Origin of the sequence: Pedobacter sp. CG_S7 (assembly GCF_040544395.1) — a bacterium.
Classification (GTDB): Bacteria; Bacteroidota; Bacteroidia; order Sphingobacteriales; family Sphingobacteriaceae; genus Pedobacter.
Genome location: NZ_JBEONS010000038.1, coordinates 1 through 23435, shown reverse-complemented (window position 1 = coordinate 23435; position 23435 = coordinate 1). Strand labels below are relative to the sequence as shown.

Here is a 23435-nt window from a genome sequence, read left to right as displayed (position 1 = left end):
CTAAATAAAGCAAAACAAACAAAAAAATCCTAACACGAAATCCACAAAATGTTAACAAGCATCTGATTTTTAACTATTTTTATGCGTTGACCCTGGTAAAACCACCTGATTTATTTGTATAAAGTTATAATGACTTATTATAGTTGATAATAGCAGTTTAAGTATATGAAAATCAGAAAAAAAGCCCTTATTCAGAAAAAAGATTTATACGATAATATTTGGCTCAGACACGCCGGCAGGTAAGCTGTTAGAAGATAGCAGAATGGATTTTCAACATACTCTATACTATAGAATATGCATTAAGGATTTACAGTAACCTGAAGCCAATGAAATACGGATTGAGTTTTTATGGTTTTATAGATTTGGTAGAAATTTTACTAACTTACCTTAGCTTATTCTTTGGTGTTGTGCATTACTCGTAGTTTTATGTGCTTTTCGTTTGTTAAGGATGTTTCGTATCCTTAAGTGGCGTTTATTGCTACCGTAGTTACCATGGTTATCATAGTTGGAACACTAATGTATATTATAGAAGGTGATGAAAGTGGTTTTACAAGTATACCTGTCTCTATTTATTGAGCTATTGTTACCATTACCACAGTTGGGTATGGTGATATTTCACCACAAACACCCCTGGGTCAAATTCTGGCCAGTATGCTAATGATTAACCGAAATGGTATTATTGCTGTGCCGACAGGAATTGTATCAGTAGAAATGGCACGTGCTACCGACGAGGCTAGAAAAAAATGTATTTATTGTAAGGCACCAATTTATTCCACAAATGCCAGGTATTGCGCTAACTGTGGTAAGAAAATTATACAAGATGAAAGTGATGGATAGGATTTATTGGGATAAATATTTAATTTGTTTAGCTTAATGCCTGGGAAGTAAAATGTTAAATCAACACCATGTTTGATGAGCTCAAAAAGTATAGTATTAATGGTAATTTTTTTTTTGAGGCAACAGACAGTTTAGAACAAGTTTGTACAGCGCCTGAGGATCAGTATGGTGTTTTTTTAGTTTATGCCTTGCAAAAGGGCAGGGTTGAGCTTATTTATATAGGTAAAACAGGACTGGATCTAACAAAAAACATGCTTAATGAAGTTGAAATACATGATGGCTTGAGAGAGAATTTAATCGATGGATTACATTTTGATGAAACAAAACGTAAAAATTGTTGGCCAGTTCAAATGCTGATTGAAGACATCGAGGTGTTGCATGTTCATTGGTATGTAACCTGGAATGGGAAGAATAAAGACCGGCCGAGGGCCACAAAAATAAAATTATTAAAAATATATAAAAATATTTTCGGAGTTTTTCCGAGGTGGAATCTTAAGTCTGATTTAAGCTAATTGAACTGTATTTATCTTATTATCAGAATACTGAAAAATAAACTTTTGATTTAAAATAAACTCTAAAAATGGATACTGAAAAAATATTATGTAAATAACTTAAAAAGGATTTTGACTTTTAAAAACTATCTCTATATTTGCAGTCCTAAACAACTCCTAACTGCGGATGTGGCGTAATTGGTAGCCGCACCAGACTTAGGATCTGGCGCTTCACGGCGTGGGGGTTCGAGTCCCTTCATCCGCACAAAAAATTCCTCCGAAAATTTCGGGGGAATTTTTGTATATAGAAATTAAATATTGATTCAGAAATATGAATATTACACAGGAAAAAATTAACGACTTAAATGCGGTTGTGAAAATTAAAATAGCGCCTGAAGATTATACTGAAAAGGTTGAGAAAACCATTAAGGATCAAGCTAAAAAAGCGAATCTTCCTGGTTTTCGTAAAGGGATGGTGCCCGTAGCACATATCAAACGAGCGCATGGCAAAAGCATTCTTGTTGAAGAAGTAAATAAGTTGCTAAGCGAAACGTTAAATAAATACTTGGCCGATAATAAAGTTGAAATTCTTGGTCAGCCTTTACCCGTAATGGATGATAGTAGAGAATTTAAATGGGATGGCACAGATCAGTTTGAATTTGATTATGAATTAGGTTTAGCGCCAGCTATTGAAATAAACATTTCTGCTAAGGATGTTTTTACCCAATATATAGTGAAAGCAGATGAGGAAACATTGGCTTCCCGCATAAAAAACATCCGTCGTAGCTATGGCAAAATGACAAATCCTGAAGTTTCGGCAGATGATGACGTACTTTATGCCGATTTAGCACAACTTTCTTCAGATGGTGCAATTATTGAAGGAGGAATAATAGCGACAGGTTCTATTCGTTTAGATTCAGTTAAAGACAAAAATATCTTGAAATCTTTAATTGGCTTAAAAAAGGATGATGTAGTTGAATTAGCTATTCAAAAAGCTTTTGATAAAAATGAGGCTATAATAGCTAAATTATTAAGCATTAGCGAAGAAGAGGTTAAGGGACTTGATTCAACTTTCCGTGTTACTATTAAAAATGTAAACAGGTTAGAAGAATCAGATTTAAACCATGAGTTCTTTGATAAATTATTTGGCGAGGGCGTAGTTACTGATGAGGCTGGATTTACTGCTAAAATTACTGAAGAGGTAGAGGGAATGTTTAAGCAAGATGCAGATCGCAAATTGCAAAACGATATGTATACCCAATTAGTAGAAAGCGTAAACATCGAATTACCAGATGAATTTTTACGGAAATGGCTAAAAGCTACTAATGAAAAATTAACTGACGAAGAATTAGCAGAAGGATATGATGATTTTGCGAAAAATCTGAAATGGACTTTAATTGAGAATAAATTAATTAAAGACAATAACATCGAGATTAAATATGAAGATGTTTTTCAGACAGCTAAACAACGTTTAGATGCCCAATTTAGAATGTACAGCCCTAGTCCAATGCCTGAAGATCAATTGGCGGAGTATACGGCTACATTTTTGAAAGAAAAAGATAATGCGAACCGAATATTTGAAGAAGTAAAAGCAATTAAAGTATTTGAATATATTCAAAGTGTTGCCACTTTAGACAAAAAAGATATAGCTTATAATAAATTTATAGCATTAGTGTAGTTAATCATTACATCCTAATTTTATAGATATAAATAAGGCGGCTTTTTTTAAGGCCGCCTTATTTATATAAAGCTGTTTAAATTTTACAATACAATATTAAATTATCAATTATAGTTTTATAAACATATATACTTATGAAGATAGATAAAGACGAATTTAGAAAATACGCAGTTAAGCATCATCGCATAAACGGTTTAAATGTTGATAGATTTATTGGTCAAACCAATATGTCGCCAAAAAGCATGACACCTTATATTATTGAAGAACGCCAGCTTAATGTAGCTCAAATGGATGTTTTTTCTCGTTTAATGATGGATCGAATTATCTTTTTAGGAGATGCTATCCATGAAGGAAATGCGAATATCATACAAGCACAGTTGCTGTTTTTACAATCTACTGATAGTAATAGAGATATTCAAATATATATTAATTCTCCAGGAGGGTCAGTATATGCAGGATTAGGTATTTATGATACAATGCAATATATTACTCCAGATGTGGCCACAATATGTACAGGTATGGCTGCTTCGATGGGTGCTGTTTTACTTGTTGCGGGAGCAAAAGGAAAACGTGCTGCATTGAAACACTCCAGGGTAATGATACACCAGCCTTCAGGAGGTTCACAAGGTGTGGCATCAGACATGGAGATAAACTTAAGAGAAATGCTTAAATTGAAGAAAGAATTATATGACATTATTGCTGATCATTCTGGTCAAACGTATGAATGGGTTGAAAAAGCTTCGGACCGTGATTACTGGATGACATCAGGCGAAGCTAAAGATTTTGGAATGATTGATGAAGTGCTAGGGGGAATAACCAATAAATAATAAAATGGCTAAACAAAATAAAGAATCTCGTTGTTCTTTTTGCGGTTCTGGTAAGCAGGATACTTTAATGCTTATTGAGGGCTTAGATGCTTTTATATGTGATAAATGTGTTGCACAGGCCAACCAATTGTTGGTGCAGGAATTGGGCAGTAAGAAAGGAAAAAGCTTAGATGCTTCTGTAACCTTATTGAAGCCTTTGGAGATTAAGCAACATATTGACCAATACGTTATCGGTCAGGATGCTGCTAAAAAAGTACTTTCGGTAGCTGTTTATAACCATTACAAAAGGCTAAGTCAGAAAGTTGACCAGCAGGATGAAGTTGAGATTGAAAAATCCAACATCATGTTAGTGGGAGAAACGGGTACAGGAAAGACGCTTTTGGCTAAAACCATTGCTAAAATACTACATGTGCCTTTTTGTATCTGTGATGCTACTGTTTTAACTGAAGCTGGTTATGTAGGCGAAGATGTGGAAAGTATCCTTACCCGTTTATTGCAGGCTGCTGATTATGATGTGGCTGCTGCAGAACGTGGCATTGTATATATTGATGAGGTAGATAAGGTGGCACGTAAAAGTGATAATCCTTCCATTACAAGGGATGTTTCTGGTGAGGGTGTTCAACAGGCGTTATTGAAAATATTAGAAGGTACTATTGTAAATGTTCCGCCTCAGGGTGGACGTAAGCATCCGGATCAAAAGATGATCCCTGTAGATACCAATAATATCTTGTTTATTTGTGGCGGTGCTTTTGATGGTATTGAACGCAAAATAGCAAATCGATTGCGAACACAAGCCGTAGGTTACAAAGTGAAAAAGGATGATGTAGAATTAGACCTTAAAAATCTATATAAATACATAACCCCTCAAGATTTAAAATCATTTGGTTTAATACCTGAACTAATAGGTCGTGTACCAGTATTAACGCATTTAGATCCTTTAGATAAAGAAGCATTACGTAATATATTAACAGAACCAAAGAACTCTTTGTTCCGTCAATATGTGAAATTGTTCGAATTTGAAGGTGTAAAGCTTGATTTTGATGATGATGTTTTAGATTTTATTGTGGATAAAGCGATGGAATACAAACTCGGTGCCAGGGGTTTACGGTCTATTTGTGAAGCTATTATGCTTGATGCAATGTTTGATATTCCTTCAGACCCTACGGTTAAGGATCTGAATATCACCTTAGATTATGCAATGGAAAAATTTAATAAGGCTGACTTTAAAAAGTTAAAAGCTGCTTAAATAAATCCCCGATTTATCGGGGATTTATTTTTACATTGTTATTTAATAACAAACATTGTTGAACTTTATTATAAACCAAAAAAAAGGAAGATTATGAATGAAGATAAGGATGAAAAAAAAGAAGTAAAAGTAGTGAGCAAGGTCAAAAAAATTAAAGAGATTGAAACTCCTATTAAACCTGGTTTAAAAACTAAGGAAGATATTGTTAGGAATTGGTTGCCAAGGTATACTGGCAGACCTTTAGAGGAGTTTAGTAAATATGTTTTGTTAACCAACTTTAGTAAATATTTACAAATGTTTTCTGAATGGAATGACAATGCGCCGATTATGGGACTTGATAAACCGATGCAAAGTGTAACTGCAAATGGAATAACAATTATCAATTTTGGTATGGGAAGTCCGCTTGCTGCTACAATGATGGATTTGTTGTCTGCTATAACACCTAAGGCAGTATTGTTTTTGGGTAAATGTGGCGGTTTGAAGAAGAAAAATCAGATAGGTGATCTCATATTGCCTATTGCAGCAATAAGAGGAGAGGGGACTTCTAATGACTACCTTCCTGCTGAAGTGCCTGCATTACCAGCTTTTGCTTTGCAAAAAGCTATTTCTACGACCATACGTGAACATTCTAGGGATTATTGGACAGGTACTTGTTATACCACAAACCGGAGGGTATGGGAGCATGATAAAAAATTCAAAAAATATTTAAAAACTTTGCGTGCCATGGCTGTTGATATGGAAACAGCAACGATTTTTACAACTGGGTTTGCTAATAAAATTCCTACAGGAGCTTTATTATTGGTTTCTGATCAACCAATGATTCCTGAGGGTGTAAAAACTACGGAAAGTGATAGTAAGGTTACTACTAACTACGTGGAAACTCATTTGAAAATAGGGGTAGATTCTCTTAAACAATTAATTAATAATGGTTTGACAGTTAAACACCTCAAGTTTTAACAAAAAAATCGTACACGCTATGTTGTATTTGACTAACATTAATGCGGTTCTTCCGTGTTATTTGGAAAATCAAATGACAACATGGTTCCTGTATGGCGGCTGATTTCCTTCCAGTCGTCTACGTCGAAATTAATAATTACAATCCCTGAAGTAGGAATGTTATAAATATGGGCGTCGTCAAGATAGTTTGCGAAGTCTGTAAACCCAGGGTTGTGTCCAAACATTGCGATGGTATCGTATTCATTCGGTAAATTATTAACTACTTGAAGTAATGCTGTGGTATTTGCTTCGTAAATAGCTGTATTGGTTTGGATTTTATCTTCCCGAATATCAAAAACTCTAGCGAAATGTTTTGCGGTACTAATTGCACGGCATGCAGGGCTACTTAAAAGGAATGGAATGGAAAAGTGATTGGTTAAGAGTTTTTCTGCCATAGCAATTGAGTTCTTATTGCCTTTATGATTTAAAGGTCTGTCAAAATCTTTCAGGTCGTGATCTTCCTTTTCTGATTTTCCGTGTCTTACTAATAAGAGTTGTTTAGCCATTTAATTTTTGTATTACTTTTTCTATAACAACTAATGGTGATAAATTGTTCATGCAAGCGAAATCTCCTCTATAACAGGGTATATTACCATAAATAGAACATGGTCTGCAGGCTAGTTCTAATTGAACGGTATCGTTTAATAATTGTCCATAACCTATAAAACCAGCATAAGGGTGAGTAGCGCCCCAAATGGAAATTGCAGGAATTCCTTTTAAGGATGCCAAATGCATCCCTGAAGAGTCCATGCTAATCATGAGGTCTAAATGTGAAATCAGTTCCAACTCTGTTTCTAAATTTATTTTATTAATTATAGAAATGATATTGTGGTGCTTAACTTCCCATGCTGTAGTTATAGCTTTTTCTTTTTCACCACCACCAAAAATAAAAACTTTATAACCAAGTTCAGCCAGTTTCATTAACACAACTTCCATTTTTACAAGGGGATAGATCTTTTGCTGGTGTTGTGCAAAGGGACTTAAACCGATCCATTTCTGGGTTTTCTCTACTCCGATGAGTGGTGATAGTGATTTCGAGATAGCTGCAGGTTTTTTTTTAGGTAATTGATGAGACAGTTGAAGTGGGAAACCAAGCTTTTGGAATACAGTCGCATAACGTTCTGCTGTTAATTTAAGTGGAGTCAAAACTTTATTAAATCGCCTTGTAAGTTTCTTTTTATCTGCCCGTCCTTTATCCAGTCTACGGATTTTTTTGCCAATCATAAAAAATAAGACACATAAAACCGCACTCCTAAGGTTGTTATGTAAATCTGCAACGGCAGTGATATCGTGCTTTTTCAATTCCTTAAAATACTTTAGTAACCCAAAAAAGCCCTTATGCTTAATTTTAGGTTCAAAAGCATGAAAAGTAAGGTTGTCAATATCTTTATAAAACGGTTCAAATAAGCCTCTGCTTGCTATCACTATGTTTGTTTCTGGATAATTTTGGGTAAATTCCCGAAGTACCGGAACAGTCAGCGCTACATCTCCCATTGCAGAAAACCGGATCACCAATATTTTAGATGGCCTGGTCATTGGTTATTTTTTAGTATATAGAACAGGGTTTAAATTCGGGTCGTTATACATTTTCATCTGTTTATAAACTTTCATGTATTTGTCTCCACTTTTTATGGCATCAATTAATTCATCAAGGCTAAGGGATAGGTCAGTTCGTTGCATTAGAAGTGTATTCAACTTTATTTCACATGCTTGAAAATGTTCTGTTGGGGAATCTGTCCTTAACGTTTCTTCCTTCATGTGAAAAACTTTTAAGGCAAGAATTGACAAACGGTCAATGACCCATGCAGGGCTTTCAGAATTAGTCTTGGCATCCTCTTTAGGGGTTATATTTGCAAATTCTTCCAAGAAATAGCTATCAATATATTCTACTACATCAGTACGTTCCTGATTCGATTTATCTATTTTTCGTTTCCATTGTAAACCTTCAACAGGATCTATGTTAGGATTACGGACAACATCTTCCATGTGCCATTGGGCAGTATCAATCCAACATTTTAGGTATAATAAATGTTCCAGCGTATTGATGCTATATGGGTTTTGTATAGGTTGATCAATATTATTGTGCAGGTGATAGTTATTTATCACCTCCTCATATATCTTATTGCAAATTGAGCTAATCATTGGCTAAAGGTAGGTATTATCTATTTTTTTTATTAAAATATCCTGTAATGTCTGTTAATGAAAATGCATTTAAACATTGACTGGCGGTTAAGCCACCCTTTCTTGCAACTAAAGTTCCATAATGCATGTCATAAAAACCTTCCATCCGGTGTGCATCAGGATTGATAGCTAACAAAACCCCTTTTTCCAAGGCATAATTATGCCAGCGCCAGTCGAGATCTAAACGTAAAGGATTAGCATTGATTTCAATGACCACCTGATTGGCGGCACAGGCATCTATCACTTTGGCATAATCAATAGGATAACCTTTTCTGCTTAATAAAAGCCTGCCCGTGGGATGGCCTAAAATGGTTGTATAAGGATTTTCAATTGCTTTAATTAACCTTGCAGTTGCTTTTTCCTCGTCCATTCTTAAATTACTATGAATGGAAGCCACAACAAAATCAAAGGATTTTAAAATCTCCTCTGGGTAATCCAGTGAACCGTCATTCAGAATATCGCTTTCAATTCCTTTGAAAATTATAAAAGGAGCTATTTTAAGATTCAGGGCATCAATTTCTTGTTGCTGAGCGTAGACCCTTTGTTCATTCAATCCGTTGGCATAAAAAGCCGATTTAGAATGATCACAAATGCCTAAATAGGTAAGTCCCAATTCGTTTTTGCAAAAGGAAGCCATTTGTTCCAGGGTATGTACACCATCACTCCAGGTAGAGTGGTTATGTAAAGTTCCTTTCAGATCTTTTGTAGTTACCAGAATGGGTAATTTGTTTTCCTTAGCCAGTTTTATTTCATTGGTTCCCTCTCTTAATTCAGGTTCCACAAAGGCAAGGTTTGCTTTCTCATATATGGCTGCCTCGGTAATAAAACTACCAGAACCTGCAAGTGCCAGAACATTTTTAACATGATCTGGATTTCCAGTAGAAATAAACCATTGTAAATAAAAATTAGTTTTACTTTCCAGGGAAAGTATAACTTTTAACCCAAAAGCTGTTTCTCCGATAAATGAATTATCTGGTTGTTTTTTGAATTCAATTGTTTTGAATAGGTAAAGTGTTTCGGCTGTGATTTCTGGATTGTCGGTTCCAATTACGAATTCTATTTCTTCAATAATTTCACAACACCTGCGGAAAGCACCAGTAATTTCTATTAAGGGAGTGTTTTCAGCATTATTAAGCCATAGAGAGAGATCGGTATGGAGCTCAGTCACTAAATGCTCTGCTCTTGCATATAGAAATTTTCCAGCTGCAGCCATTTTAAATTCAATGACTTTTTTTATTTCCTCTTGAGTTTTTAATCCAAATCCTTTAGCTTCAATTAACCTGTTTTCGTTGCATGCGTAATACAATTCACCTACGTTTTCGATGCCTAGGTCTTTCCATATTACCACAATTTTTTTCGGTCCTATACCTTTTATTCCTAACATCTCAACTATACCTTCAGGGGTTTCTTTGAGGATTTGCTGCAGGTCTGTTATGGTACCTACGGTTAACAGTTCACAGACTTTTGCAGAAATGCTTTTACCCAGTCCCTCTATTTTTTCAATTTCCTCCAGACTTTTACCACTGATGGGGAAGGGCAGTTTATCAATTTTAAATGCAGCATTAGCTACTGATTTTATTTTGAAAGCATTACCCTGGTGCAATTCCATTAATTGAGATAACAGCCGAAGGGTACGGGATATGGTTTTGTTTTCCATGAATAGTGTCTATTTTACTACTATTTCAAATGGCATACGAGCTTGCACACCTGAATTTAGGATAGCTTTTTTCATTTGTTGATAGAGCAGAAAATTATCGCCAAATTCTTGTTTGGCATAATACACTTTGATTTTATCTGTAGAGCTCTCCATTAACGATTTAATCGGATCTATTTTTTCAGGATATTCAACAACTCTATATTCTTTTAATTTAGCTTTTTTTCCTGCAGCAACAATTGCATCATTGAAGTTACCTAAACGATCTGCAAGTCCTATTCTTACCGCATCAGTACCAACCCAAACATGTCCGCCTCCAATAGAATTGATGTATTCTTTTGTTTTCTTACGGCCGTCAGCTACTCTGGAAACAAAAGTGTCATAAATATGGTTAACATCATTTTGAATTATAAATCTTTCACCTGGAGTTAATGGACGGGTTACACTCATGATATCAGCATACTTTCCTGTCTTAACACCATCAAAAGTAATTCCCAGTTTATTATTTAATAAGTTTTGGAAATTAGGAATTATACCAAACACACCAATAGAACCAGTAATCGTATTCGGTTGTACGAAAATGGAGTCAGCAGCACAAGCAATGTAATAACCACCTGAAGCAGCCACATCACCAAAAGAAGCAATAACAGGTTTAACTTTTTTAGTCAGGATAACTTCTCTCCAGATCACATCTGAAGCCAGGGCACTACCTCCACCAGAATTTACCCTTAATACAATGGCTTTAATATTACTATCTAGCCTGGCCTTTCTGATCGCTCTTGAAACACGTTCTGACCCAATAGACTGATCATTACCTTCACCACTGATAATGTCCCCATTTGCATAGATTACAGCAATTTTATTTTTCCCTTTACGTTTTTCTTGTGAAACATTTTCTGCATAATCATTTATAGATACTGTTTTTATGGTGCTGCCTTTTGCTGTGGCGCTCAAACTTTTAAGTTCTTCTATTACCTCGTCTTTATAACGCAGACCATCTATCATTTTATAGGCTAATGCATCTTCAGGTTGCTGAATTTTATAGTCATTAGCCCAGTTAAACAAGCTATCCTTGGGTATTTTTCTGGTTTGGGCTATTCCTTCTAAAAAAGTGTTGTATAAGCCACCTAAATAGGCTGTTACTTGCTGGCGATTATAATCGCTCATCTTTTCATTGGTAAAAGGCTCCACAGCACTTTTAAAGTTTCCAACCCTAATAATTTGGGCTTCAACTCCAATTTTCTCCAGAGCTCCCTTAAAGAACATCAGTTCTGAGCTAAAGCCTTTAAATTCTAATGCTCCCTGAGGATTTAGGTAAACTTTATTGGCAACAGAAGCTATATAATAAGCATCCTGGGTATAAACTTCACTATAGGCAATAATTTGCTTTCCGCTTGATTTAAAATCTATTAAAGCATCTCTGACTTCCTTAAGCGTTGCCTTGCCTGCTGAAGGAGAGGATGCTGATAAGTAAATCACTTTGATATCAGGATCTGTCTTCGCTTTTTTAACAGCAAGAATTAAATCTCTGATGCCAATACTTTTATCATTAGAGCCAATTATTGGTAAATTTTCAAAACGCTTATTAGGCGTACGTTCCTTAATATTTTGATCAAGGTTTAAGTGGAGGACGCTATTGGCGGCCACTTCTACTTTCTTATCTTCACTAATGGAAGATACCAACGCAGAAATCAGGACGATAAAAAATATGCTCATGAGGAATATGGAAATGATAAATCCGACAACCGTAGCAAAAACATACTTGAAAAAATCTCTCATAAGAAGGTTATATATTTTTCTGTAAATATAAGAATCCTATCTGAGCTTCAGTTTACAAAAAGCAATAAGCTCATAAATGTTTCCTAACTTTAACGCCGTTAAGAAATGGTCCACTTATATGGTATTAGACACTAAAGTAGTTTATTTGTTACTGGGAAGCAATTTAGGTGAGCGCGACCTTTTAATTGAAGAGGCTATAGTACACATCAATAAAAGAATAGGTCCTATTAATTTAAGGTCTTCTTTTTATGAAACTAAAGCTTGGGGCAAAGTAGATCAGCCTGCATTTTTAAATTTAGCATTAGCAGTAGAAACCAGTCTAACTGCTCTTGAAGTTTTATCCAGTGTTTTGGAAATTGAAAAAGAATTAGGTAGGGTAAGGTTAGAGAAATGGGGTGAAAGGTTAATTGATATTGACCTTATCTTTTATAATGATGCTATCATTAACCTCCCTGGTCAGCTTCAAATACCTCATCCTGAGATGCATAATAGAAGATTTGTAATGGTTCCTATGGCAGAAATTGCCGGAGCAGTCCAACATCCGGTTTTTAAAAAAAGTGTCACTGAATTATTGCAAAGTTTGTCAGATAATTTAGCTGTATTGAAAATATAATTTCCTTAAATTTTTTATAAAATGTTCAATGTAGAGAAAAATAAAACACCACTCGACTTGTCTTACTTAAGCGATATGTCTGGAGATAGTCCTGAGTTTATGGTGGAAATGATTGATATGTTTAAACAGCAAACACCGCTATATATTGCCGATCTTAAACAGGCGATTTCCGATGGTGATTGGTCGAAAGTATCCAGTTGTGCGCATAAAATAAAACCAACATTTGCTTATGTAGGCAGAGAAGATGCAAGAGATCACATGCAGGTGATGGAGCATGATGCACGCGACCTCAAGAATTTAGAGGAATTGATTGTTAAATTTGAAGAGATTAATGAGTTTATGAAGGTGTTGAATAAACAACTTGATGAAGCTAGGGCTGAACTCGAAAAAAGAATTGAGCCTTAATTAGGCTTACATTAAAACTACCAGCCGTACTATTTTTTATGGAATAATTGAAGCTTGCAAAGTCTTTTATCAATTTGATAAAAGACTTTGCAAGCTTCAATTATTTATAATTCATTATTTCTAAAGTGTAAAAAAGAAGAACTAATATACAATACTAATACAAAAGGTATGGCTGCGAATTTCATAAATGCAATCAATAATGCCGATACCATAAGGAAAATGTATTTTACCTTATTATCTTTCCAGTTTAATGATCCAAATTTCAGGGAATAGATTTTTATTTCGGAAACCAGAAGCCAGCTCATCAGGATAGTCAGGCCGATCAGTAAAAACGTAGAGTTGATAATTTCCGGATGATCTTTTTGGATAAAAGGAAGGGAAACAATGAACAACGTATTCATAGGTGTATTTAAGCCTATAAAATCTTCGGTTTGCCGGGTATCGATGTTAAACTTTGCTAACCTTAAAGCGGAGAAGATGGCGATTAAAAAAGCCACATAAGGAAGATAGGCTGAAGTGTAATTACTTTGGGCAATAAGCTGAAACATCACTACACTAGGTAAAAATCCAAAGCTAACCATGTCTGCCAAAGAGTCCAGTTCTTTTCCAATTTCAGACTTAACATTTAGCAGCCTGGCAGACAATCCATCAAAGAAATCAAAGATTCCGGACATCAAAACTGCATAGGCGGTAATGGTCAAATCCCCTTTAAAGGCAAACACAATGCCGATACATCCAGAAAGGAGGTTAGCGCATGTTAATGCATTAGGGACATGTTTCTTCATAGATTAGCTATTCATAGATAATAAAAACTCCTCATTAGATTTTGTATTTTTTATTTGTGCCTGAACGAATTCCATGGCTTCCTGCGCATTCATGTCAGCTAAATGGTTACGTAAAATCCAAACACGTTGCAAGGTATCTCTGTCATGTAACAAATCATCTCTTCTTGTGCTTGATGCAGTAATATCGATGGCAGGGAAGATTCTTTTGTTAGATAATTTACGATCCAGCTGAAGCTCCATGTTACCAGTACCTTTGAATTCTTCAAAAATAACTTCATCCATTTTAGAACCTGTATCGGTTAATGCTGTGGCAAGTATAGTCAATGAACCACCTCTTTCAATATTACGGGCTGCACCAAAGAAACGTTTTGGTTTATGTAATGCGTTTGCATCTACACCACCAGATAAAATTTTACCTGATGCAGGAGCTGTTGTATTATAAGCTCTGGCTAAACGTGTAATAGAATCTAAAAGAATTACCACATCGTGTCCGCATTCAACCAAACGTTTTGCTTTTTCCAAAACAATGTTAGCGATTTTTACGTGGCGTTCTGCAGGTTCATCAAAAGTTGAGGCAATAACTTCAGCTCTAACACTTCTGGCCATGTCTGTAACTTCCTCAGGTCTCTCGTCAATTAAAAGTATAATTAAATATACTTCAGGGTGATTCTTTGCAATAGCATTTGCCACTTCTTTTAGTAGATTCGTTTTACCTGTTTTTGGTTGGGCTACAATTAAGCCACGCTGACCTTTACCTATAGGGGTAAATAAATCAATGATACGTGTTGAATAGTTGTTAGAGTCTACAGAAAGATTAAACCTTTCTGTTGGAAACAGTGGAGTCAGGTAATCAAATGGAACACGATCACGAACATCAGCAGGTAAACGACCATTGATTGTTTCAACCCTAACTAGTGGGAAATATTTTTCTCCTTCTTTTGGTGGACGAATACTTCCTCTAACTGTATCACCTGTTTTTAAACCAAATAATTTGATTTGAGACTGCGACACATAAATATCATCAGGTGAAGATAAATAATTGTAATCTGCAGACCTTAAAAAACCATAACCATCAGGCATGATTTCCAATACACCTTCATTGGTGATGGTATTGTCAAAATCAAGGTTGGAATAACTGTTCTCACTCGGTTTATTTACCGGGCCTTTAGGCCTGTTATCTTCCCTTACAGGTTTATTCTTCCTTTGATCAGGATTAGAGTTGGTAGCAGGAGCTGCAACAGGTGAAGTAACAGTATTAGGGGTTGAAGCAGGTGCAGGAACAACCTCTTTAATTTCAACAGCAGCTTTAGGCTCTTCAACTTCAACTTTAGGTGCTACAGTCTTATCTTCGGCTAATACTTCAGGAAGATTCTCAAAAGGTTTAATTAATGGCTCATCAAACAAAGTGCTTTTATTTGATGGACTATTGTCCATTTCATCTTTTGCGGTAATCCGGGCACGTTTTCTAACAGGTTTATCAGTAGAATTTACTTTTGATAGCCTTGGTTTTGTGATTTTTGGTGGTGCAGGTACTTCTGCTGTTAATTCGGGTATGATATTCTGCTCCTTAATTTGAGCGATGATTTCTACCAGCTCAGCCTTACGCAGCTCATCAGCATTTAGAATACCCTGAGCCTTTGCCAGCTCACGCAATTCTGCAGTGAGTTTTTCATTTAATTCTGTTTTATTAAACATTATGATAGTTGTAGAGAATTTTTTTTAAAAGAAATAATTGATTGATCAGTACAAAAAGTGACAGTGTGAGTGAAATTTTGAAACAAAATATTGAGATTTTCTGGGAATGATCAGATACTTTTAGAGAATTATGATGCAATTGTATGTATTTGTAACGTAATCTCCAAAAAAAAAAGAAAATTATTTAAAATAAATTTGAAACATTCTCCAAATGTACTGATTATTTAATTGCATAAAATGGCATATTTGTAGCAAAAAACAACAAATGAACAAAGTCCAATTATTTGAAGAAATAAAAAAGAAACGATCATTTTTATGTATAGGTCTTGATCCAGTAATAGAAAACATTCCAGCGCATTTGTTAAAGTACAATGATCCTGTATTAGAATTTAATAAACAACTCATTGATGCTACCCATGATATTTGCGTAGCCTATAAGCCTAATACTGCTTTTTATGAAGCACGCGGAATAAAAGGCTGGCAAAGTTTAATTGATACCTGGAAATATATACCTAAAGATATATTTACTATTGCAGATGCAAAAAGGGGCGATATAGGGAATACTTCAGCCATGTATGCAGCTGCTTTCTTTAATGAATCCCAATCTGAAATGAGCTTTGATGCCATTACTGTTGCTCCCTATATGGGTAAAGATTCTGTAGGGCCATTTTTGAATCATAAAGATAAATGGGTTATTCTTTTAGCGCTGACTTCCAATCCAGGACATAGTGATTTTCAAATAAAGACCTGTGATCAGGGCAAATTATATGAAGAAGTCATCATGATTTCTTCTCAATGGGCGAATAGTGAACAATTAATGTATGTTGTTGGTGCAACTAGAGGTTCTGAGTTTAAAAATATTCGCCGTCTGGCACCAGATAATTTTTTATTGGTACCTGGTGTTGGTGCCCAAGGAGGGAGCCTTGCTGATGTTTGTGAATTTGGGCTGAACGATCATTGTGGTTTACTGGTTAATTCAGCAAGAGGTATCATTTATGCAGGCAAAGGATTGGATTTTGCAGAAAAAGCAAGAGAAGAAGCTTTAAAATTGCAAAAAGAAATGGAAAAGATCCTTATCGATAAAGAGTTAATATGAAGGCCAAAATAGATCCTAAACTTCTTTTTGCCTTATTTGGTGTCGCCATTATATGGGGAACCACCTATTTAGGAATTCGAATTGCGGTTCAGACTATTCCGCCGTGGTTTGTAACAGCTATCAGGCAAAGTATTGCTTCCTTGATTTTATTTAGTCTTTTTAGTTTATCAAGGTGAATTGAAATGGTTGGGTTGGCCGCATTTACGGCGGCAAATGATTTTATCGTTGTTAATGATTGTTATAGCTAACGGTTTAACAACAGTTGCCGAGCAAACAATTACCAGTGGTTTAACTTCCTTACTCATTTCGCTAGTACCCATATTAGTCTATTTAGGAAGTTTAATCGTTAAACTGCAAAAGCCATCTTTCAAGGGTTTTGCAGGTGTTATCCTTGGTTTTTTGGGTGTTGCATTTATATTTAGGGAAGGATTGGGCGATATATTAGATCCTGACTATAAGATTGGTATGCTATACCTTTCATTAGCGATTGCAGGATGGGCCGTTGGTACAATTTACATTAAGAAAAATGTACAGCATTCTGATAATATTTTCCTGGATTTGTTCTATCAATTCCTATTTTCGGTTGTGGTACAGTTTGTACTTGCTTTTGTATTTTCTGGAAAAACAAATATCAGTTCATGGAGTTTCACTAGCTTGATGGCAACAGCCTACCTAGGTATAGTTGGTTCAGTATTAGGTTTTTTCTGTTTTCATTACGCCCTGAAAAGAGTTAGTGTGGTTAAGGTATCTATTTTGTCTTATTTTAATACCATTATTGCAATTTTTCTTGGGTGGATCGTATTAGGGGAAGTCATTACAACTGATGTTGTTATTGCTGCAGTGTTAATTATTACTGGAGTGTTTATTGTTAATTACAAAAAAAAGAATAATTAAAATTATTGTAAAATAAATACTCATTTTGATTAGATTTACCAAATGCAGTTCAAAGAAGACTTTTTGCATTTCATCTGGAAATTTAGATTGTATAACAACTGTCGGCTACATTGTGAGCCTTTGGGTGAACTTCAAATTATTAGTCCTGGATTGCTTAATAAAAATGCTGGACCAGATTTCTTAGAAGCGAAGTTAAAGATTGATGACACTATTTGGGTGGGGAATGTAGAGATCCATTTAAAATCGTCCGACTGGTTAGTGCATCATCACCAGCAAGATCCAGCTTATGATAACGTTATACTGCATGTTGTTTATGAAAATGATCAGCGTATTTATAGGAAAAATGGCAGTGAAATCCCGGCTTTTACCTTAAAAGGAAAGTTTGATGAAACGTTATGGCATAATTATAACGATTTAATTACTGCTACAAACCATTTTCCATGTGAAAAACACCTCAGGGGGGTGGATAGTATAATTGTAAATGGATTTTTATCCAGGCAATTGGTTGAACGATTAGAGTTAAAAACAGCCGCCATACACCAGCAGCTCGAAAATTATAAAGGAGACTGGGAGAAGACTTTTCATTATTTCCTGTCAAAGAGTTTTGGTTTTAAAGTAAATGGATTGCCATTTGAATTGATGGCTTCCACTTTAGAATTTTACGTATTGAAAAAGTACCAGGGTAACCCTAAACAAATGGAGGCATTAATATTTGGACAAGCAGGGTTTTTAAATAATGATTTTGAGGAGCCCTATCCGCAAAGTTTAAGAAAAGAATATATTTTTTTAAAACATAAACATCAATTGTTACCTATAGATGTGTCATTATGGAAGTTTTTGAGAATGAGGCCACAGAACTTTCCTACTGTTAGACTTGCCCAATATGCAGCACTATTAATACGTCATCCCAATTTATTTTCCAGGTTGTTGGAAATTAACACTTTTTCTGATTATTATTCGTTATTTCAACAATTGCCGATTCATCAGTATTGGGAAGATCATTACCATTTTAACAAAAAAACAAGAAAAGTGATTTTACAAATAGGGAAATCATCAATAGAAAACATCCTTATCAATACCATTTGTCTATTTTTATACGTTTATGGAAAATATACAGATCAGGAAAGATATGTTGACAAAGCCTTTGATCTCTTAAGCTTCTTGCCACCAGAAAAGAATGCTATTGTAGAAAAATATAAACTTGCTGGAATACATTTAGACAGCGCTTTTTTATCACAGGCTGTATTACAGTTAAATAAAAACTATTGCAGTCAAAAGAAATGCTTAAATTGTAATATTGGAATCAAAATACTAAAGAAATAACAATGTTTCAACAAGTGGTTACTTTTTTCGAAAAACAAAGTTTTGGGGTATGTACCTATCTTGCCGAGAGATTAGGTATGTCTATTAGTAAAATAAGACTTTTCTTTATTTATTCTTCATTTCTTGCTGTTGGTTTTCCTATATTTTTTTATATGCTGGCAGCATTGGTGTTAGATGTGCGTCGTTATATAAAAAAGATAAGGCTAAGCGTCTGGGACGTTTAATTTATCTGGTTGAATTGGCATATTATAAATATTATAGACATGTGTTTTCGAATACTAAAAATACATACAACTATATATTTTATATTTGCTGACTATATACGAATAAAATAAAATGGCGCTAAAGGGAAACCAATTTAAATCTAATTCATTCAAAAACGAATCTGGTGATCAAAAACCAGGTGCCAGATCAGCTGGAAAATCTCCTCGGGAGCGGTTTGAGCATCTTCCCCGTTTTGATTTTCAAGACGGAAGGCTCATTAAAATTTTAGGTTTGTTTTTTATCATTCTATCAATTTACTTCATCATTGCATTTACGTCTTATTTATTTACCTGGCAGGATGATTACAGCTATGTAATTGATGCTAATGGAGGCTGGAATAATTTGTTCAAAACTTTTGAAGAATTAAAGGCCGCAAATCTTACCCCTGTAGTGCAAAATTGGCTAGGTAAATTTGGAGCATTATTGTCGCATCAGTTTATTTATGAATGGTTTGGCCTGGCCTCGTTTTTATTTGTATTTGTTTTTTTTGTCATCGGTTACCGCCTTTTATTTAAGGTTAAGATTTTTCCCCTTGAAAAAACTCTTGGTTACAGTTTGTTTTTCCTACTGTTTTTGTCCATGTCTTTTGGCTTTTTCCACTCTATAATAACAGATGCCCCACATTTTTTAGAGGGGGAATTTGGTTACTGGACTAATCGTTTACTCGTTGCACAGATTGGAACTGCAGGTGTTGGTGGCTTACTTACTTTTCTAGCTTTAACCGTTTTAATCATCGCTTATAACATAGATTTTAAATTTCCGCAACGAAAAGTTGTCTTACCAGACCTGCCCGAAACATTAGACTTAGATCAAGAAGTGAGATCAGAACCGGTAGAGTTTTCTGTGAACGACCGTTTCGCCAATCAAAAAAAGAAAACACAAAATGTAGTTGTTACCCCAAGTCGCTTTCAAGAACCCGAAATAGAAGAGGTAGTTCTTATGCCACAAAAAGAGCCAGTTAAAAATGTACTGCACGTGCCCTTGGTTGTGGCAAACGAAATAGAAAAGATAGAAACAGAATTAACGATTGAAAAGTCGGAAGAGGAGAAGAAATCAGAAGAATTAGTAGAGCAGTTTGGTGCTTATGATCCAACGCTAGATCTGGCAAGTTATAAATATCCACATCTTGACTTATTGGAAAACTATGGTTCCAATAAAATCCCTGTTAATACAGCGGAGTTAGAAGCCAATAAAAATAAGATTGTTGAAACTCTGAATCATTATAATATTGAGATTGATAAAATAAAGGCAACCATTGGGCCAACCGTAACTTTATATGAAATTATACCAGCACCAGGCGTAAGAATTTCTAAAATCAAAAACCTGGAAGATGATATTGCGCTAAGTTTGGCTGCCTTGGGGATACGTATTATTGCTCCGATGCCTGGTAAAGGTACCATTGGTATTGAAGTGCCTAATTTACACCCTGAGATGGTTTCCATGCGCAGTATACTGGCGACAGAAAAGTTTCAGCAAACTACTATGGATTTGCCTATCGCTTTAGGGAAAACCATCTCCAATGAAGTGTATATCGGCGATTTATCTAAAATGCCTCACTTACTTGTTGCCGGTGCAACAGGTCAGGGTAAATCTGTAGGTATAAATGCAATTCTGGTTTCTCTCTTGTATAAAAAGCATCCTTCGCAACTTAAATTTGTACTAGTTGACCCAAAGAAAGTGGAGTTAACGTTGTTTAATAAAATTGAAAGACACTTTCTAGCTAAGCTTCCAGGAGAAGCCGATGCGATAATTACAGACACTAAGAAAGTAATTACTACCTTAAATTCCTTATGTATAGAAATGGATCAGCGTTATGATTTATTAAAAGATGCACAGGTAAGGAATTTAAAAGAATACAATGAAAAGTTTATCAAAAGAAAACTGAATCCAAATAATTCTCATCGATTCCTACCTTATATTGTACTAATTGTTGATGAATTTGCTGATTTAATGATGACTGCCGGAAAAGAGGTGGAGACACCAATTGCACGGCTGGCGCAATTGGCCAGGGCTGTCGGTATTCACTTGGTGCTTGCTACCCAAAGACCATCCGTTAATATCATTACAGGTACGATTAAAGCGAATTTCCCTGCAAGATTAGCCTTCCGAGTGTTATCTAAAATTGATTCCAGAACTATTTTGGATAGTGGCGGTGCCGATCAGCTGATTGGTAGGGGGGACATGCTTTTATCCACCGGTAATGACCTGATTCGACTACAATGTGCTTTCGTAGATACGCCTGAAGTTGATCGGATATCTGAATTTATTGGCAACCAGAGAGGTTATCCTGAAGCCTATCAATTGCCAGAATATGTAGATGAAGCAGCAGAAAGTGCTAAGATGGATTTTGATGCTTCAGACAGGGACGCTCTGTTTGAAGATGCTGCCAGATTGATTGTTATGCATCAACAAGGCTCCACTTCTTTAATACAACGGAAGATGAAATTAGGTTATAACAGAGCAGGAAGAATCATCGATCAATTGGAAGCCGCTGGTATCGTTGGTCCCTTTGAAGGGAGTAAGGCACGTGAGGTACTAATCCCTGATGATTACGCTTTGGAACAGTTCTTGGATAACTTAAACGGTAAATAAAAAAGAAAAAATGACGAAAAAGATAATCATGTTGTTTTTGTTGTTATCTGGAGTAAATTTAAGTAGCTACTCACAAAATGCAACAAAGGCAAAAGCAATATTAGCAGAGGTTAGTAAAAAGTTTAAAACCTATCAAATAGTAAAAGCAGCGTTTACTTTTACCATTGATAATCCAAAAGCTAAAATTAATAGAACAGAAAAAGGTACTTTATACGTTAAAGCAAATGCAAATAAGTACCGGATGACAATAGCAGAAAGAGATTTGATTAGTGATGGTAAAAACCAGTGGACTTATCTTAAAGAAGATAAAGAAGTTCAGGTAACTACTGTTGATAATAGTTCTGATGCCTTAAATCCTGCTCAAATATTTACCCTTTACGAAAAAGGTTTTTCAGCCTTTTATACAGGGGAAAAAAGAATAGGCATCAAGGTTTTTCAAATCATAGATTTAACACCGCTGGATAATAAAAAGAACTATTCAAAAGTGAGGTTGAGTATCGATAAAAGTGCTAAACAGGTGGTTAATGTATTGATTTTTGATAAAGATGGCAGCAAATATACTTATAGCGTTAAATCGTTCCAGCCAAATGTAAAGCTGCCAGAATCAACCTTTATTTTTGATGCTAAAAAATATCCTGGTGTTGAGGTTGTGGATTTAAGATAACTTTGATATTTTTAAACAATGACTTTATCTGTTAGATTTTGAAAATAACGTTTTTAGGTACAGGAACTTCTCAGGGGATCCCTGTTATTAGTTGTGGTTGTGAAGTTTGTACTTCTTCAAACCCAAAGGATAATAGGTTAAGGACTTCTGTGCTGGTAGAAACTGATGATAAAACTGTTGTCATCGATAGCGGACCTGATTTTCGCTATCAAATGCTGAGGGCTGGAGTAAAAGATTTGGATGCTATTGTTTTTACACATGAGCATAAAGACCATATCGCTGGTTTGGATGATATCAGACCTTTTAACTATTTGCTTAAAAAGAATATTGACATTTATGCAGATGATCGGGTAGAAAAAGCCTTGAAACGCGAGTTTTCTTATATCTTTTCCGAAGTTAGTTATCCTGGTCTACCACAAATTACCCTACATCATATTTCCGGTGATCCATTTGCAATAGGGGAGACTTTATGGATACCTATCGAAATTATGCATTACAAGCTACCTATTTATGGTTATAGGATTAATGATTTCACTTATATCACCGATGCGAAAACTATTTCTAAAAATTCTATAGAGAAAATTAGGGGTACTAAAGTTCTTGTGATCAATGCTTTACAAAAGTCTACACATATTTCACATTTTAACCTGGAGCAGGCCATCGCTTTTGCACTTGAAATTAATGCTGACATGACTTACCTTACTCATATCAGTCATAATTTAGGTTTACATGATGCTGTGGAAAGAGATTTGCCACCAAAGATTAAACTTGCTTATGATGGATTATCCATCAAGGTTTAAAATTTAAAATTTCTTGATAAACATTGGTGATTAAATCTATATTTGCAGTATCATACCCAGGTGGCGGAATTGGTAGACGCACCACCTTGAGGGGGTGGCGCTTGAAAGAGTGTGGCAGTTCGAATCTGCTTCTGGGTACAATATAGCCGCTTTAGAGATAATCTAGGCGGTTTTTTTATTTTTACATACAGTTTAACATACATTTTATACTATAATCCTAACTAATGACTGCTAAAAAATCTATCCCACAAAAAAAAGCCTAAACAGTTATGCAAGGCTTTAGGATAATCGAACAAGTTTGTGATTTATCTTCTTTCGGCTTTCATTTTAATAGATGAACCGTCTTGTGTCAATTCTAATGTTGCTTTATTGCCGGATAACTCGATAATCGCATAGGTAATTGTTGCACCGCCTACTTTACAGGTAATTAATTTACTTGTGCTTGTGTAAGTTCCGGTATAGTTTTCATTGTCGCAACTTTCAAAGCTTTTATAAACTAAATCCTTAGCAAATTCACCATTAAAGACCGTTGCAAAAGCAACAAGTCAGAATTATATTAACTTTTTGGATTTTTTGTTTTTTTAGTTTTGGGTTTTTTCGACCAAAAGTGTCGAA

22 protein-coding genes, 2 tRNA genes and 2 pseudogenes are annotated in these 23435 nt (G+C 35.2%); 19 read left to right on the top strand and 7 right to left on the bottom strand.

All coding sequences use genetic code 11. From position 1 onward, the window contains the following. Positions 1–579: 579 nt before the first annotated feature. From AAKU52_RS15065 to AAKU52_RS15030, 8 genes and pseudogenes are all read left to right on the top strand, one after another. Positions 580–642 (top strand): annotated as a pseudogene (locus AAKU52_RS15065) (ion channel); the annotation flags it as partial. A gap of 15 nt (positions 643–657) precedes the next feature. Continuing rightward, positions 658–837 (top strand): hypothetical protein, encoded by a 180-nt coding sequence (locus AAKU52_RS15060; RefSeq protein WP_354334994.1) that lies wholly within the window; start codon positions 658–660, stop codon positions 835–837. A gap of 68 nt (positions 838–905) precedes the next feature. Next, a complete protein-coding gene (locus AAKU52_RS15055) occupies positions 906–1349 on the top strand; it encodes a hypothetical protein (protein ID WP_354334992.1) in 444 nt (147 codons plus the stop codon). A 162-nt stretch (positions 1350–1511) separates the two neighbouring features. Next, a tRNA-Leu gene (locus tag AAKU52_RS15050) sits at positions 1512–1593 on the top strand. 66 nt (positions 1594–1659) lie between these two features. Continuing rightward, positions 1660–3006: a trigger factor gene (gene tig / locus AAKU52_RS15045; RefSeq protein WP_354334990.1), complete on the top strand. Its 1347-nt coding sequence runs from the start codon at positions 1660–1662 to the stop codon at positions 3004–3006. A gap of 134 nt (positions 3007–3140) precedes the next feature. Continuing rightward, positions 3141–3833, top strand: coding sequence for an ATP-dependent Clp endopeptidase proteolytic subunit ClpP (gene clpP, locus AAKU52_RS15040; RefSeq protein WP_354334988.1), 693 nt, complete (start codon positions 3141–3143; stop codon positions 3831–3833). 4 nt (positions 3834–3837) lie between these two features. Beyond that, a complete protein-coding gene (gene clpX / locus AAKU52_RS15035) occupies positions 3838–5079 on the top strand; it encodes an ATP-dependent Clp protease ATP-binding subunit ClpX (RefSeq protein WP_354334986.1) in 1242 nt (413 codons plus the stop codon). Positions 5080–5172: 93 nt separating this feature from the next. Continuing rightward, the gene (locus AAKU52_RS15030; protein WP_354334984.1) at positions 5173–6036 is read left to right on the top strand and encodes an AMP nucleosidase; all 864 of its coding nucleotides are present in this window, start codon (positions 5173–5175) and stop codon (positions 6034–6036) included. Positions 6037–6074: 38 nt separating this feature from the next. Here AAKU52_RS15030 and AAKU52_RS15025 read toward each other — a convergent pair whose 3' ends face one another. From AAKU52_RS15025 to sppA, 5 genes are read right to left on the bottom strand one after another with little or no spacing between them, the layout of a single operon-like run. Further along, positions 6075–6581, bottom strand: coding sequence for a SixA phosphatase family protein (locus tag AAKU52_RS15025; RefSeq protein ID WP_354334982.1), 507 nt, complete (start codon positions 6579–6581; stop codon positions 6075–6077). Further along, positions 6574–7611 carry a glycosyltransferase family 9 protein gene (locus tag AAKU52_RS15020; RefSeq protein WP_354334979.1) on the bottom strand — a complete coding sequence of 346 codons (1038 nt, stop codon included), beginning with the start codon at positions 7609–7611 and terminating at the stop codon, positions 6574–6576. The genes AAKU52_RS15025 and AAKU52_RS15020 overlap by 8 nt, the downstream gene beginning before the upstream one ends. Before the next feature lie 3 nt (positions 7612–7614). After that, the gene (locus tag AAKU52_RS15015) at positions 7615–8217 is read right to left on the bottom strand and encodes a DUF4254 domain-containing protein (protein WP_354334977.1); all 603 of its coding nucleotides are present in this window, start codon (positions 8215–8217) and stop codon (positions 7615–7617) included. A 16-nt stretch (positions 8218–8233) separates the two neighbouring features. After that, positions 8234–9913 (bottom strand): helix-hairpin-helix domain-containing protein, encoded by a 1680-nt coding sequence (locus AAKU52_RS15010; RefSeq protein WP_354334975.1) that lies wholly within the window; start codon positions 9911–9913, stop codon positions 8234–8236. A gap of 9 nt (positions 9914–9922) precedes the next feature. After that, complete coding sequence (gene sppA, locus AAKU52_RS15005; RefSeq protein ID WP_354334973.1) at positions 9923–11689, bottom strand: signal peptide peptidase SppA; 1767 nt, start codon at positions 11687–11689, stop codon at positions 9923–9925. Between the two features lie 76 nt (positions 11690–11765). Here sppA and folK point away from each other — a divergent pair, with 76 nt between their 5' ends. Together folK and AAKU52_RS14995 are read left to right on the top strand one after the other, a co-directional pair. Beyond that, positions 11766–12302 (top strand): 2-amino-4-hydroxy-6-hydroxymethyldihydropteridine diphosphokinase, encoded by a 537-nt coding sequence (folK, locus tag AAKU52_RS15000; RefSeq protein WP_354334971.1) that lies wholly within the window; start codon positions 11766–11768, stop codon positions 12300–12302. A gap of 21 nt (positions 12303–12323) precedes the next feature. Then, the gene (locus tag AAKU52_RS14995; protein ID WP_354334969.1) at positions 12324–12707 is read left to right on the top strand and encodes an Hpt domain-containing protein; all 384 of its coding nucleotides are present in this window, start codon (positions 12324–12326) and stop codon (positions 12705–12707) included. Positions 12708–12811: 104 nt separating this feature from the next. Here AAKU52_RS14995 and pssA read toward each other — a convergent pair whose 3' ends face one another. Both pssA and rho read right to left on the bottom strand, forming a co-directional pair. Beyond that, a complete protein-coding gene (gene pssA, locus AAKU52_RS14990; protein ID WP_354334967.1) occupies positions 12812–13492 on the bottom strand; it encodes a CDP-diacylglycerol--serine O-phosphatidyltransferase in 681 nt (226 codons plus the stop codon). 3 nt (positions 13493–13495) lie between these two features. Next, positions 13496–15187 carry a transcription termination factor Rho gene (gene rho, locus AAKU52_RS14985; RefSeq protein ID WP_354334965.1) on the bottom strand — a complete coding sequence of 564 codons (1692 nt, stop codon included), beginning with the start codon at positions 15185–15187 and terminating at the stop codon, positions 13496–13498. Between the two features lie 265 nt (positions 15188–15452). On the opposite strand from rho, the gene pyrF reads away from it, so the two are divergent. From pyrF to AAKU52_RS14940, 9 genes and pseudogenes are all read left to right on the top strand, one after another. After that, positions 15453–16283 carry an orotidine-5'-phosphate decarboxylase gene (gene pyrF / locus AAKU52_RS14980; protein ID WP_354334963.1) on the top strand — a complete coding sequence of 277 codons (831 nt, stop codon included), beginning with the start codon at positions 15453–15455 and terminating at the stop codon, positions 16281–16283. Beyond that, positions 16280–16643 (top strand): annotated as a pseudogene (locus AAKU52_RS17555) (EamA family transporter); the annotation flags it as partial. The gene pyrF and the pseudogene AAKU52_RS17555, both read left to right, overlap by 4 nt. Positions 16644–16748: 105 nt before the next feature. Next, positions 16749–17177 (top strand): DMT family transporter, encoded by a 429-nt coding sequence (locus AAKU52_RS17550; RefSeq protein WP_502931034.1) that lies wholly within the window; start codon positions 16749–16751, stop codon positions 17175–17177. Positions 17178–17219: 42 nt separating this feature from the next. Then, on the top strand, positions 17220–18500 hold the full coding sequence (locus AAKU52_RS14965; RefSeq protein WP_354334957.1) for a DUF2851 family protein: 1281 nt from the start codon (positions 17220–17222) through the stop codon (positions 18498–18500). Positions 18501–18502: 2 nt separating this feature from the next. Continuing rightward, positions 18503–18724: a PspC domain-containing protein gene (locus tag AAKU52_RS14960; protein WP_354334955.1), complete on the top strand. Its 222-nt coding sequence runs from the start codon at positions 18503–18505 to the stop codon at positions 18722–18724. Between the two features lie 112 nt (positions 18725–18836). Beyond that, positions 18837–21356 (top strand): FtsK/SpoIIIE family DNA translocase, encoded by a 2520-nt coding sequence (locus AAKU52_RS14955; RefSeq protein ID WP_354334953.1) that lies wholly within the window; start codon positions 18837–18839, stop codon positions 21354–21356. Positions 21357–21366: 10 nt separating this feature from the next. Next, a complete protein-coding gene (lolA1, locus tag AAKU52_RS14950) occupies positions 21367–22020 on the top strand; it encodes an outer membrane lipoprotein periplasmic chaperone LolA1 (RefSeq protein WP_354334951.1) in 654 nt (217 codons plus the stop codon). Positions 22021–22058: 38 nt separating this feature from the next. Next, positions 22059–22820 (top strand): MBL fold metallo-hydrolase, encoded by a 762-nt coding sequence (locus AAKU52_RS14945; protein ID WP_354334949.1) that lies wholly within the window; start codon positions 22059–22061, stop codon positions 22818–22820. Between the two features lie 54 nt (positions 22821–22874). Further along, a tRNA-Leu gene (locus tag AAKU52_RS14940) sits at positions 22875–22958 on the top strand. Positions 22959–23435: the final 477 nt, after the last annotated feature.